This is a genomic window from Gordonia sputi NBRC 100414 (genome assembly GCF_000248055.1).
In the GTDB taxonomy this organism is placed as follows: Bacteria; Actinomycetota; Actinomycetes; order Mycobacteriales; family Mycobacteriaceae; genus Gordonia; species Gordonia sputi.
The window spans coordinates 100,603-111,943 of record NZ_BAFC01000045.1 but is presented as its reverse complement, the minus strand read 5'-3'; the positions used below and the strand labels follow the sequence as shown (position 1 = coordinate 111,943).

Genomic DNA, 11,341 nt, shown 5'->3' with positions numbered 1-11,341 from the left:
GGGTATGCGTACCGCGTATCAAGAACAGCTGCATTCACTGAATGCGGTGCTCGGAGAAATGTGCGATCTGGCCGGTTCAGCAATGGACCGTGCCACCCAGGCCCTCTTGCAGGCCGATCTCGCCATTGCCGAGGAAGTGCTGTCGGAGAACGACAAACTGTCCGAACTGTCCGCGCGCGCCGAGGAGCAGGCGTTCGCGCTTCTCGCGCTCCAGGCTCCCGTCGCAGGCGACCTGCGCGGAGTTGTCAGTGGGTTCCAGATCGTCGCAGACGTCGACCGTATGGGCGCGCTGGCGCTGCACGTCGCCAAGGTCGCCCGACGACGCCATCCCGCTAAGGCCCTGCCCGAAGAGGTCAACGGCTACTTCGCCGAGATGGGCAGGCTGGCAGTCCAGCTCGCCACCAACGCGCGCGAGGTCCTCGACACGCAAGATCCCGAGGCTGCGGTTCGTCTACAAGAAGACGACGACGCCATGGACGATCTCCACCGCCACCTGTTCACGGTGCTGATGGACCGGGACTGGCAGCACGGAGTTGCCGCAGCCGTCGACGTCACCCTGCTGGGCCGATACTACGAGCGCTTCGCCGACCACGCCGTACTCATCGGCCGTCGGGTCGTCTTCCAGGCCACCGGCCAGACGCCCGAGCAGTTCCTAGACGCTTCTTAAAGCACAGACGCTTCCCGACACACCCCCACCACCGACGTCGGTGGATCACACCCCGCTTCGGATGTGATTCACCGACGTTTCTCGTCGTGGAGGGCGTCCTGACTTCACGCACACCAGGCGCGCAGTCTAGGGTGAGCGCCATGGGCGTGCACTATCCGGCAGAACCCGATTTCAATGCCGAATCCGACGACGAAGCCGAAGCACATCTCCGGCGACGCCAGCTGTTCGTCTATGTCGGCGTGACGCTGTCGCTCGTCGCTCTGCTGGTCATACTGTTGCTCAACATGTGAGCGCCCCCATCAACGCAAAAGACCCGCGACGATTCCTCGTCGCGGGTCTTTGTCTGCTTGTGGGCCTGTGCGTCGTTGCCCGGCCGGTGATCAGCCGAAGCGGCCGGAGATGTAGTCCTCGGTCTCGCGCTTGGTGGGGTGCGTGAAGATGGTCTCGGTGTCGCCGATCTCGACCAACTGTCCCGGCTGGCCGACGCCCTCGAGGTTGAAGAACGCGGTCTGATCACTGACACGCGCAGCCTGCTGCATGTTGTGCGTGACGATGACGATCGTGAAGTCCTTCTTCAGCTCGCCCATCAGATCCTCGATGGCCAGCGTCGAGATCGGATCGAGCGCAGAGCACGGCTCATCCATCAGCAGGACGTCCGGCGAGACCGCGATGGCACGCGCGATGCACAGTCGCTGCTGCTGACCACCCGAGAGACCGCCACCGGGCTTGTCGAGGCGGTCCTTGACCTCTTCCCACAGGTTGGCGCCGCGAAGGCTTCGCTCGGCCACCTCGTTGAGCTGCTTCTTGTTGCGAATGCCCTGCAGGCGAAGACCTGCGACGACGTTGTCTCGGATCGACATGGTCGGGAAGGGATTGGGCCGCTGGAACACCATGCCGATCGTCGTACGGACGCTCGTCGGGTTGACCTCTTTGGAGTAGATGTCCTCACCGTCGAGCAGCACACTGCCGACCGCGTATGCGCCGGGGATCTCCTCGTGCATGCGATTGAGCGTGCGCAGCACCGTCGACTTGCCGCAGCCCGACGGACCGATGAACGCGGTGATGCTGCGCGGCGGCACTGCAAGAGTCACTTCCTTCACGGCGTGGAACTTGCTGTAGTAGATATTCAGGTCTTTGATGTCGAGGCGCTTGGCCATGGCATTACTCTCTCGTGCTGTTGATGTACGACGCTGTTGCTGGGCGTGCGGTCTTACCTGGACTTGGGTGCCAGGAACTTCGCGAGCAGCGCTGCGACGATGTTGAGGATGGCGATGATGATGATCAGCGTCAGCGCTGCACCCCAGTAGTAGAACGACGACGCCGGCTGACTCGCCGCCCACATGTCCTTGATGAACAGAGGCAGCGAGTTCATACCGCCCTCGAAGGGGTTGGTCTTGACCAGCGAACTCGCCGGACCCGCGAGGATCAGGACTGGGGCGGTCTCACCCATGATGCGTGCGATGGCGAGGAAGATGCCGCTGAGCATGCCCGACAGCGCGGTCGGGATCACGACACGCATGATCGTCTTCCACTTGGGGATGCCCAGTGCGTACGACGCCTCGCGCAGTTCGTCGGGTACGAGCTTGAGCATCTCCTCCGACGATCGGACGACGATCGGGATCATCAGCAGGATGAGCGCGAGACTGACCATGAAGGCGCTCTGTCCCATCGAGAGTCCGATGACGAACACCGTGAAGATGAACAGCGTCGCGACGATCGACGGCACGCCCGCGAGAATGTCGACCATGAAGCTGACCGGCTTGACCAGCTTCGACGTCGGGTACTCGACCAGGAGAACGGCCGTGAGCACCGCGATCGGGACCGAGATGATCGTGGCGACGAGCGCCTGGATGATCGAACCGACGATCGCGGGCGCGATTCCCGCGCCGTAGTCGGTTGTGGTGTCGACTGCGTAGCCGTCGCCGAACCACCAGTTCGGGTCGGTGATGGCGCTCGCTCCATTCGAGAGCACCGTCCACAGCAACCACACCAGTGGAATGACGCCGAGCGCGAAGCAGATGAAGAAAGCGGCGCGCGCACCGTTGTTGCGGATTCGACGGCTCAGCGAGATCTCGCGGAATGCCGACGGATGTTGTTTGACCGGGCCGCCGCCTGCGCCCTTATCGAGTGCGATGCTCATCCGTTGACCTTTCCGCCTGCGACCGTGCGAGCGACCGCGTTCACCACGAATGTCAGGAGGAACAGCACCAGACCGGCCGCGATGTAGGCGCTCTGGGTGTCCTGGCTACCGACGAACTCGCCGACGTCGCGAGCGATCTTCGACGCGAACGTGTCGCCGCCTTCGAACAGCGACCACTTGAGGCGGCCGACGGCGGCACTCAGGATGATCATGACGGCGATGGTCTCGCCGAGCGCACGTCCGAGCGCCAGCATCGCCGCGGCGATCATGCCGGAGCGTCCGTACGGGAACGAGGTCATCCGGATGACCTCCCACTTCGTCGCACCGAGGGCCAGTGCCGCTTCTTTCTGGCCGGGAGGGGTCTGGCGCAGCACCTCTCGGGTGATCGAGGTGATGATCGGCAGCATCATGATCGCGAGCACGATGCCCGCGGTGAAGATCGTGCCGCCGCCGCTGACTGACGTGCTACCGGCGGAGAAGAGGAAGAACCAGCCGAGCACGCTGTTGAGCCTCTCCGCGAACGGCGCGATCACCGGCGCGAGGACGTAGATGCCCCAGAGACCGAAGATGATCGACGGCACCGCCGCGAGCAGATCGATGACCGCGGCGAGCGGGCGGGCGACCTGTCGCGGGGCGTACTCCACGAGGAACACCGCGATGCCGATCGCGATCGGGGTGGCGATGACCAGGGCGAACAGCGAGGTCAGGACCGTCGCGCGGAACAACTCCCAGATGCCGAAACGCACCGTGTCGTTGTCGAAGTTCGCCGAACTGACGTCCCACTGGGACGAGAAGATGAAGTTGGCGTGGTTCGCCAGCATCGCCGGTATGGCATTGACGATCAGTGCAATGCCGATACCGGCGACGAGGACGACCACGAAGAAACCCGTGCCCCGCGCGAGGTAGGAGAAAAGCTGGTCGCCGAGTGCGCCGCGGTGGCTGCGCAGGCCCGGGTGGAGCTGCTCTTCGAGCTGCTCCTCGGAATCCGGAGGCAACTGGTCGGACGATTCGGGAGGCTGCGTGCCGGGTTCGGGCGGGGTCTCCGCCTTCCCCCGGCCCACACCGGTGGTGTCATCCACAGACATAACTCATATCGCTTCGGGTCGGTGTTTTCGTGTGATTACTGAAGGGCGTTGATCGACGAAGTCAGCTTCTGCTGGAATTCGCTCGGCAGCGGGATGTAGCCCGCGTTGACCAGATCCTGGCCCTGGTTCTGCGGTGCAGACGCCACCGAGAGGAACGTCTTGACACCCTGGCCAACCGAAGTATCGGCGTACTTCGAGCAGACGATCGAGTATGTTGCCAGAATGATCGGGTACGCGCCCGCCTCGGTCGGCTTGTAGAACGATTCGGTGTCGATGACCATGTTGTGGTTGTCGGGACCGTTCTTGAGAGTCGCCGCCGCGATGGTCTTACCGCCGGTCTCAGAGTTCAGCTCCACACCGCTCTTGTCCTGATCGGTGATGATCTTCGCCATCGACAGCTTGTTGGACTGCGCGTACGCCCACTCGACGTAGGCGATCGATCCGGGGGTCGGCTTCACTGCGGAACCAACGCCGGGGTTGCCCTGCTTGCCCTCGCCGACACCACCGTTGAAGGTCTTGCCCGCACCCTTGGTCCATCCGCCCGCGGCGGTCAGGTACTTCTGGAAGTTGTCCGTCGTGCCCGACTGGTCAGCACGGTAGATCACGCTGATAGCAGTGCTGGGAAGGGTCTTGCCCGGGTTGTCGGCGGCAATCGCCGGATCGTTCCAGGTCTTTGCCTCGCCGCTGAAGATCTTGGAGAGCGTCGGACCCGACAGCGCGAGATCGTTGACACCATCGACGTTGTAGGTCACGGCGATCGGACCGAACACGAGCGGCAGCTGCCATGCTTCCGAGCCACAGCGCTGTGCGGCCTTCTGGATCTCGTCGCCCTTCAGCGGCGAGTCGGAGCCACCGAAGTCGGTGAGATTCTGCGTGAAGTCGGAGACACCCTGTCCCGAGCCTCCGCCACCGTAGGCGAGCTCGTGACCGGGGCAGGTCTTCGCAAACGAGGTGGAGAAGATCTTCATGGCGTTGGCCTGGGCTGTCGAACCACTCGCCTTGAGTGACTGCTTGCCCTCGCACTTGATGTCAGTCACCGCTGAGGCGGGCGCTGCGCTCGTGCCGCCCTTGTCAGCATTGCTGCTACACGCACCGAGAACGAGGGCGGAGCTGGCGGCCATCACGGCGACAGCGGCTCCTGTACGACTCAATTTCACTTTCTGGTTCCCTCCAGCATCAGAACATGGCAGTCCCGCCAAGCGGCTTTGCCCGGTCGCAATGACAGTAGGGTGCCGTGGTGGACGTACCGGGCACCGAAGGTGAACGGAAGATGAATTGGACATCTCCGGCGCGGCCTGCGCGTATTAGGTAAGCCTTTGTTAAAGTCATCAGGAAGATGAGTAGTTCAGCCACTTCCCCCGACGCGTCGCGCACTTTCACCGGCGCGGCCATCGACGCGCATCACAGTGGCCATCGCAGCGCCGTCGTCGTCGGTCCGCTCGATCTCCCGGACGCGAACTGCGCGTCGCAACGGCTCATCCGCTTCGCGAAGCGTGGCCCCCACACACGCATCGGGCTCGTACCATCACACGATCGTCGCGCCTGGTCATACGCGCCCGACAGGTTGGCCGACGCCGTCCACACCGCGCCACCGACCGACGATCCCCTGGCGTTGCTCGACGTAGTGGCGGCGCTTCCACCTCGGCATCTGCGCGTCGTACTCAGTGGCCGCTACCTGGCAATCGACTACGACCACGGCCTCGGCGACACCACGCTCCTCAACACCATCGTCGACGTTCTGCTCAGCGAGGAGATCCCCGAAACCATCGCGGCATCTCCGCGCTGGTGGACGCCGACGCGTGCCCTCGCGATCGCGGGTGCAGCTGTGCTGTCGAATCCACGGCGGCTGCGCGCGCTGGCCCACATGCATCGGTCGCGCGATTACCGAGCACCGCAACCGTCAACCCTCATACCGGTCGATCCGCCGCGACAGGCGACAAGCGTGTTCGCGCGAACACCACGCGACGTCGTCGAGTTGATGCGCGCGGCCCGGACGTCGCGCGGCGCGGACGTCGGAATGTTCACGCTGCACACCGTCGCGCTCGTGCGCGCACTGACCGCCGCCGGGCTGCGCGTGAATCCGATGGTCACACTTCCCTTCGATGCCAGGGCATATCTCCCCCGATCCGTGGGCACCATGGCGAACTTCGCGGCGGGCCTCGACTTCGTCGTACTCCCCGACACAGCGCCCGACGCACTGCAGGCAGAATTGTCAGCGGCGTCGTCGATGGGTCGCCCCGTCGCGAATCTCCTTGTGACAGCGGCAAAGTCGAGAGCTGCCGCGAGGGGACAGCGCCGAAGACGGGTGGCGGCGACCGGGCAACAGTCGTGGGCGCCCGCGGGCGAGGCGGCGATCGACCTACTGCACTCCTCGGGCGGCGTCGTACCGGGACGTCATCAGCGGTGGAACTTCTCCGACACCGAGAAGGCATTGGTCATCGGCATCGCCGAGCCTCCATCACCCACCGGGATCACCGTCACGAGTGCATCGGTCGCCGGAAGTCTGTGTCTCACAGCGACGTTCCGCGACGACGTCTTTCCAGCCGACGCTGTGGCAGCCGCACTCGCGGACGTACCGGCACAGGCGTTGGCGGTGCTCGGAGAGACGATCCCCGCACCGCGGTAGTACGTCGATCACATCCGACTAGTTTGGTTAGCCTTCCCTAATCCTTATGGGTTAGGCTACCGTGGTCCGCCGTCCCGCATGCCGTCCGGAGTCGAAGTTGTCGCACCCGCATCAGCAGTCCACTGCGCCCACCCTGTCGGCGATCATCTGCTGCTACACCTCCGACCGCGCAGCGCTCCTCACGCGCGCCATCGCCGCGACACGCGCACAACTCCTCGACGTCGACGAGCTCATCGTCGTGGTCGATCACAACGACGACCTGCTCACCTCACTGACAGCGCAGTTCTCCACTGACCAGTCCGCGGTCACCGTCGTCGCATCAGCGGGACCGCGAGGACTGTCCGAGGCTCGTAACACCGGCACTCGCACTGCACGTGGTGACGTCTTGGTCTTCATCGACGACGACGCCGAGCCGGTACCCGGATCGTTCGCCGCCGTTCGATCGCGATTCGCCGGCGACGACATCAGCGCCCTGGGCGGTGCAGTCGATGCCCAGTGGCTTGCTCCCCGGCCGAGATGGTTCCCCGAGGAGTTCGGCTGGGTCGTCGGCTGCGACTATCGCGGCCTACCGGGACACGGTGCACAGATCCGCAATCCGATCGGTGCGGCGATGGCGGTACGACGCGATCGGCTCGAGGCCGTCGGAGGCTTCTCGACGGCACTCGGTCGGCACGCCGATCTTCCCTCCGGATGCGAAGAGACGCTCATGGGAATCGCTCTGCGCCAACAGTTCCCGAATTCGACGATCCTGCGCGACACGGATTTCCGTGTCCGACATGCGGTGTCACCCGACCGCACCCGGTTCTCCTACTTCACGCGCCGCTGTTACGAAGAGGGCCGCTCCAAGGCGACTCTGTCGCGCCTGACCTCAACCGACACAGCACTTTCCACCGAGCGCGGATACGCGACCCGCACACTGCCCCAGGGCGCGTGGCGTTCACGTCGCACCCCGACGCGGGTCGCGGCACTCATCGCGGGCCTGTTCGTCACATGCGCGGGGTTCGGCGCCGGAACCCTGAAATCGATTGGTCGTGGCGCGCCCGCCACTGCCCATGAGTCTCCCCGAGAGGTCAGCACCATCCCATGAAAGTCATCCGACTCCTGATCGACCCGCGCATCACGCTGGTCGCCGCGCTCGTCGTGCTCCAGTTCTTCGCCGCGGAATGGGTGGTCTCCGCGACGTGGCGTGGACAGTACTCCTACCAGACAGACCAGATCGGTCCACTCGGCCTCGAATTCTGTGGCCCACAGGGACGTTGGCCGTGCAGTGCGCTCTACCCGGTGATGAATGTCAGCTTCGTTCTCACCGGCCTGGCCATCGCGGTGGTGGCGTCGAGCTGGGCGGTGCGTCGGATCGTCACGTTCCCGCACGCGGGCGCGCTGGCCATCGCGGGAGTCGGACTGGCCGTCACCGGAATCATCACCGAGAAGACCGATTACCAACAGCATTCGGCAGCGCTGACCACCTTCTTCGTGCTCGCATCCGTGGGGCTCGCGATGATCGGGTTCTCCGGTTCGACACGGCTGGCGGCTGGGGTTCGTGCGTTCACAGCCCTCGCCGGAACGGTCGCCACCGTCGCATTCATCGCTTACGCAACAGGTTTGACCGGCTGGTTCGGGTCGGGTGGCACCCAGCGACTGATCATCTACCCGATCCTGATCGCCGTCGTGGTGGCGGGAGTGTCGAGCGGTCGGGTCCGCGTTGCCGACGACCACACCTCCGACACCGAACCCGCAGTCGCCGAGCAAGAAGTCGCCGGGCCAGAAGTCTCACAGCCGGGTCCGGTGACCACCGGATGAAGCTCGCCTCGTGCGCGCTCATCGGAGTACTAGCCATCTCACTCGCGGCCTGCACCGTCCCGCGCACGGACGCAGAACCTCCCGCAACGACGGCCAACGCCGACGTCGTCTCCGACGAATTCGACGGTCCCGCAGGCCCTGTCACGGGTGTGTGGACTGCCGAGATCGGCGGCGGAGGGTGGGGCAACGGCGAACAGCAGGTCTACACCGACAGCACGCGCAACGTGAGGCTCGACGGCAAAGGACATCTACTGATCACCGCGCGACGTGACGGCGACACCATCACATCGGCACGCCTCACGACCCGCGGCAAGTACTCGCTGCGCTACGGCACGATCTCCGCACGTATCTCGATGCCATCGGGCCAGGGACTCCATCCCGCGTTCTGGCTGCTCGGGGATTCCCTCGAGCAGGTGGGCTGGCCGCGTGCCGGAGAGATCGACGTGATCGAAACCCTCAACACCGCAGCGGATTACCACACCGGAATCCACGCGCCGCAGGACTCCAGCACACGTGGACAGACGGTGTCGGCATCCGGACCGGGACCCTTCGAACTCGCCAACACGTTTCGCACGTACTGGATGCGCAAGACGCCGGGGCGCATCGTCACCGGAATCGACGACCGAGAACTGTTCTCGGTCACACCGGCCGACCTCGCGCCCGACGCCCAATGGGTCTTCGACGCACCTTTCCATGTCCTGCTCAACGTCGCCGTCGGAGGCGATTGGCCCGGCCCCGCGTCGGACGACACCACTTTCCCCGCCACGATGACTGTCGATTGGATTCGGGTGAACACAACCGAACGGAGCTCCGGCACATGACCGAACTATTCACGGCGCCAATCGAACTGCGGCCGGTCATGCCCGCGACCGGAGGACCCGAGTGGCCCGGCGCGACCTGGGTGGGTCAACTCGACACCGCCGAACTCGACCTCGCGGACCGCTCGGCCGACATTACCGTCACCTGCCGCCCTCTCGGCGCCGACGGCTATACGCGCGCGCGACTGCTCATTCGCGAATCCGTTGTGCTGGTGCGCTTCACGGAATCCCCGCTCGAGAACGGGCTCGCCACCGTCACCATCCCGCCGTGCGACGAGACACGCGACAACGGCGATGCGCCGAGCAGGCCGGTGTCGGTCGTCGTGTGCACCCGAGAGCGTCCCGAACATCTGCGTTCGGCGTTGGCATCACTGACGCTGCTGGACCATCCCGACCTCGAGATCATCGTCGTCGACAACGCGCCTGCGACAGACGCAACTGCGCGGGTCGTCGACGAATGCGACGACCCCCGCGTGCGGCTGGTGACAGAACCGACGCCTGGCCTCTCGGCAGCACGAAACACCGGCCTGCTGGCCGCATCCCACGAGATCGTGGCGTTCACCGACGACGACGTCGTCGTCGACCAGCGGTGGATCACAGGGCTGCTGGCGGGTTTCGCGCGCGCTGACGACGTCGCGTGCGTATGCGGACTGGTACCGAGCGGTGAGTTGCGGACGCCGGCACAGGCGTACTTCGACTGGCGTGTCTCCTGGGCCGACAACATCGTCGCGCGACGCTACTCGCTGCTCGATCCGCCCGACGACGTCCCGCTGTTCCCCTATCAGGTCGGGATCTACGGCACCGGAGCAAATTTCGCGGTCGATCGGGATCGCATCGTGCGCCTCGGCGGATTCGACGAGGCTCTCGGCGCGGGAACCACGACGATGGGCGGCGAGGATCTCGACATCTTCCTGCGTGTACTGCAGGCCGGGTACAGCCTGGTGTCCGAGCCAGCGGCAATCGTGTGGCACCGTCACCGCAGCGACAACGAGGCTCTGCTCTCCCAAGCGCGCGGCTACGGAGCTGGACTCGGCGCGGTACTGACCAAGATCGCGTTCGACCGCGCGCACCGTCGACTCGCGTTCTCCGTGTTGCGCAAACGTTTCCGTGCCGTGTCCCGTGCTTCGGCGGCGTACGGCGGTGTCTGCCGTCCACCCGATCACGTGCTCGTCGACATCTCGGCGTCGGTCGGTCGGTCGAGGTGTTCTCAGTCCTGCGCGGTCCGTTGGCCCTCGCCCGCGGACGGCGAGCAGGTCGTCACGCCACCCCGCTCCACGCGGCACGCGACCGCGCGGTCGTCGATTCCGGTGCGATCCGATGACAACGAGCGCACCGACCCATACCGCGAAAGACAACGCGCCAGCGCCGACCTCGGCTCCCGACACCGTTGACCCACAACGAGTCACGTATCGGCTCGCCGACGCCGCGCTCGTCGCGGCGGTATGCGGACTCCTCGGGCTCATCCCGCTACCCTCTCCCGTGCGCGCAGTGCTCGTCGCAGCATTCGTATTCGTCGGGCCCGGTGCCGCGATCACCACGTGGGTACACGTCCCCCGCAGACTCCTGCCAGCTGCCGTCGTCACGCTCAGTATGTCGGCCACGACTATCGTGGCCATCGGTGCGATGTGGTCGTACCGATGGAATCCGACGGGCATCCTCGTCGTCGGCACTTTCGCCGTGGTGGCCAGCAGCATCTACTGGTACGTGCGGGCGCGATCGTTTCCACCGCTACGTTCGTGAGCCGCCGATGTCGCCGCCCGCGTACGAATGTCGCTGCGCAGCATCGGCCTCGACATATCGGTGGTCTTCCTCGCAGTCGCACTGATCCTGTGGATCGTCGCGCTGAGCATCGGGTTGCCCGGCGTGGACGCCAGCTTCTTCGGACTGCTGTTCTCCGGCGCCGGAGCTCTTCTCATCCCGGCTGTCGTTCTCGTCGCCGTCGCGTTCGTGATCGCGATCGCCCGACGGCGCGTCCCCGTTGCCACGGCCGCCCTGCTCACACTGATCGTCGTCGAGCGCGCCACCACCTGGCTCGGAACCGAAGTGCCGCTCTATGAATGGACGTACAAGCACATCGCCGTCGTACGCTACGTGCTGGCACACGACCTCATTCAGCCCAACGGCACCGACATCTACGCGCAGTGGCCTGCTTTCTTCGTCACCACGGCCTGGTTCTCCGATGTCACCGGCCTCGACCCGATGACC

General features: G+C 65.1%; 12 protein-coding genes. 8 read left to right on the top strand and 4 right to left on the bottom strand.

What is annotated here, in order from left to right; genetic code table 11:
* The first annotated feature begins 4 nt into the window (after positions 1–4).
* Together phoU and GOSPT_RS23820 are read left to right on the top strand one after the other, a co-directional pair.
* The gene (gene phoU / locus GOSPT_RS06395) at positions 5–667 is read left to right on the top strand and encodes a phosphate signaling complex protein PhoU (protein ID WP_039855035.1); all 663 of its coding nucleotides are present in this window, start codon (positions 5–7) and stop codon (positions 665–667) included.
* A gap of 140 nt (positions 668–807) precedes the next feature.
* A complete protein-coding gene (locus GOSPT_RS23820) occupies positions 808–957 on the top strand; it encodes a hypothetical protein (RefSeq protein WP_168431243.1) in 150 nt (49 codons plus the stop codon).
* Positions 958–1,047: 90 nt separating this feature from the next.
* Here the strand turns inward: GOSPT_RS23820 and pstB are convergent, their stop codons facing one another.
* From pstB to pstS, 4 genes are read right to left on the bottom strand one after another with little or no spacing between them, the layout of a single operon-like run.
* Positions 1,048–1,824: a phosphate ABC transporter ATP-binding protein PstB gene (pstB, locus tag GOSPT_RS06390; RefSeq protein WP_005204271.1), complete on the bottom strand. Its 777-nt coding sequence runs from the start codon at positions 1,822–1,824 to the stop codon at positions 1,048–1,050.
* A 53-nt stretch (positions 1,825–1,877) separates the two neighbouring features.
* The gene (gene pstA / locus GOSPT_RS06385) at positions 1,878–2,807 is read right to left on the bottom strand and encodes a phosphate ABC transporter permease PstA (protein ID WP_005204269.1); all 930 of its coding nucleotides are present in this window, start codon (positions 2,805–2,807) and stop codon (positions 1,878–1,880) included.
* On the bottom strand, positions 2,804–3,892 hold the full coding sequence (gene pstC, locus GOSPT_RS06380) for a phosphate ABC transporter permease subunit PstC (RefSeq protein WP_005204267.1): 1,089 nt from the start codon (positions 3,890–3,892) through the stop codon (positions 2,804–2,806). The genes pstA and pstC overlap by 4 nt, the downstream gene beginning before the upstream one ends.
* 35 nt (positions 3,893–3,927) lie before the next feature.
* A complete protein-coding gene (pstS, locus tag GOSPT_RS06375) occupies positions 3,928–5,049 on the bottom strand; it encodes a phosphate ABC transporter substrate-binding protein PstS (RefSeq protein WP_039855004.1) in 1,122 nt (373 codons plus the stop codon).
* A gap of 179 nt (positions 5,050–5,228) precedes the next feature.
* Between pstS and GOSPT_RS06370 the strand changes: the two genes are divergently transcribed.
* From GOSPT_RS06370 to GOSPT_RS24265, 6 genes are all read left to right on the top strand, one after another.
* The gene (locus GOSPT_RS06370) at positions 5,229–6,518 is read left to right on the top strand and encodes a hypothetical protein (protein WP_005204263.1); all 1,290 of its coding nucleotides are present in this window, start codon (positions 5,229–5,231) and stop codon (positions 6,516–6,518) included.
* A 97-nt stretch (positions 6,519–6,615) separates the two neighbouring features.
* A complete protein-coding gene (locus GOSPT_RS06365) occupies positions 6,616–7,605 on the top strand; it encodes a glycosyltransferase family 2 protein (protein WP_039855003.1) in 990 nt (329 codons plus the stop codon).
* Positions 7,602–8,318 (top strand): DUF998 domain-containing protein, encoded by a 717-nt coding sequence (locus GOSPT_RS06360; RefSeq protein WP_005204258.1) that lies wholly within the window; start codon positions 7,602–7,604, stop codon positions 8,316–8,318. Before GOSPT_RS06365 ends, GOSPT_RS06360 begins: the two co-directional genes overlap by 4 nt.
* On the top strand, positions 8,315–9,139 hold the full coding sequence (locus tag GOSPT_RS06355; RefSeq protein WP_005204255.1) for a glycoside hydrolase family 16 protein: 825 nt from the start codon (positions 8,315–8,317) through the stop codon (positions 9,137–9,139). The genes GOSPT_RS06360 and GOSPT_RS06355 overlap by 4 nt, the downstream gene beginning before the upstream one ends.
* Positions 9,136–10,527: a glycosyltransferase family 2 protein gene (locus GOSPT_RS06350; RefSeq protein WP_005204254.1), complete on the top strand. Its 1,392-nt coding sequence runs from the start codon at positions 9,136–9,138 to the stop codon at positions 10,525–10,527. Before GOSPT_RS06355 ends, GOSPT_RS06350 begins: the two co-directional genes overlap by 4 nt.
* Positions 10,454–10,876: a hypothetical protein gene (locus GOSPT_RS24265; RefSeq protein WP_231894621.1), complete on the top strand. Its 423-nt coding sequence runs from the start codon at positions 10,454–10,456 to the stop codon at positions 10,874–10,876. Before GOSPT_RS06350 ends, GOSPT_RS24265 begins: the two co-directional genes overlap by 74 nt.
* The last annotated feature ends 465 nt before the right edge of the window (positions 10,877–11,341 follow it).

Coding starts and splice junctions, on each gene's coding strand:
- phoU (WP_039855035.1), top strand. CDS start 5: ATGCGTACCGCGTATCAAGAACAGCTGCATTCACTGAATGCGGTGCTC.
- GOSPT_RS06370 (WP_005204263.1), top strand. CDS start 5,229: ATGAGTAGTTCAGCCACTTCCCCCGACGCGTCGCGCACTTTCACCGGC.
- GOSPT_RS23820 (WP_168431243.1), top strand. CDS start 808: ATGGGCGTGCACTATCCGGCAGAACCCGATTTCAATGCCGAATCCGAC.
- pstA (WP_005204269.1), bottom strand. CDS start 2,807: ATGAGCATCGCACTCGATAAGGGCGCAGGCGGCGGCCCGGTCAAACAA.
- GOSPT_RS06350 (WP_005204254.1), top strand. CDS start 9,136: ATGACCGAACTATTCACGGCGCCAATCGAACTGCGGCCGGTCATGCCC.
- pstC (WP_005204267.1), bottom strand. CDS start 3,892: ATGTCTGTGGATGACACCACCGGTGTGGGCCGGGGGAAGGCGGAGACC.
- GOSPT_RS06355 (WP_005204255.1), top strand. CDS start 8,315: ATGAAGCTCGCCTCGTGCGCGCTCATCGGAGTACTAGCCATCTCACTC.
- GOSPT_RS24265 (WP_231894621.1), top strand. CDS start 10,454: ATGACAACGAGCGCACCGACCCATACCGCGAAAGACAACGCGCCAGCG.
- pstB (WP_005204271.1), bottom strand. CDS start 1,824: ATGGCCAAGCGCCTCGACATCAAAGACCTGAATATCTACTACAGCAAG.
- GOSPT_RS06360 (WP_005204258.1), top strand. CDS start 7,602: ATGAAAGTCATCCGACTCCTGATCGACCCGCGCATCACGCTGGTCGCC.